The sequence below is a fragment of the Grimontia sedimenti genome (assembly GCF_011045095.1).
GTDB classification, from domain to species: domain Bacteria; phylum Pseudomonadota; class Gammaproteobacteria; order Enterobacterales; family Vibrionaceae; genus Enterovibrio; species Enterovibrio sedimenti.
Genome location: NZ_JAALDL010000054.1, coordinates 1 through 816, shown reverse-complemented (window position 1 = coordinate 816; position 816 = coordinate 1). Strand labels below are relative to the sequence as shown.

The following is an 816-nucleotide window of genomic DNA, read 5'->3' as shown; positions in this document are numbered from 1 at the left end:
TGGAAAGATTCTGATTTTAATACATTGTCGGTTTATCAAATTGAACATCTAAACACGGATGATGCTGTGTTATTTGGTGAGGCAATGATGACAGCTATAGCAGAGGATATCATAAATGCTGACACATTAAACATGATGCTACGTCTAGCTGTGTCCTTGAGATCAACAGCAGCTACCGAAGATTACATGCTTGTATCCCCTAACAATGTGCTGACCAACTCTATTACTTCATCTAAGCCAACAGTCAACAATAACAGGAATGCTTCAGAAGACGCAGATCCTGAATTACAAGAGATGTTAGAAGTTGAGATGAGAAAGAATAGCTCTAAATCAGGTAAGAAAAAGGGTGGTAAAAAATCGACTGCTGCAGATGTTGCCATAAAAATGGCTCAGAGGGTTCGGGCAACTCCTAAACAAGATAATATACAGAGTGATAAAACCCAGCAAGCTGCAGCATACTCATATATTGCTGCTTACCTCATGAGGATGCAATGTAGACAGCCTGAACAGGTAGTAGGATCCATCACCAATGTAATCAATAGGTATAATGGATTCTATGACGGGGGGATCAGACGTTTTCGAGAATCTAGATCTCACAGTATCTGCTCTAGAAAAGATGAGAGATGTAATAGCTAGAAAACCGGAAATAACTGGGACTTGGGTTGCATGGGTCGCGTACAATGAAAACACCCAAAAATTAGTCAAGCAGGATAGGGGTTTATTGGAGTATCTGGCGATACAAGTCTTTGCATATCAAGGCATGCATGTTGTGGTCCAGGTTCTGGCCATTCACCAAATAACCAAGATACCTATGGG

At 40.8% G+C, this 816-nt stretch carries 1 protein-coding gene; it reads left to right on the top strand.

The window, feature by feature from the left end:
- On the top strand, positions 1-636 hold a 636-nt coding region (locus tag G5S52_RS24510; protein WP_165018891.1), incomplete at its 5' end, for a hypothetical protein.
- Positions 637-816 lie beyond the last annotated feature (180 nt).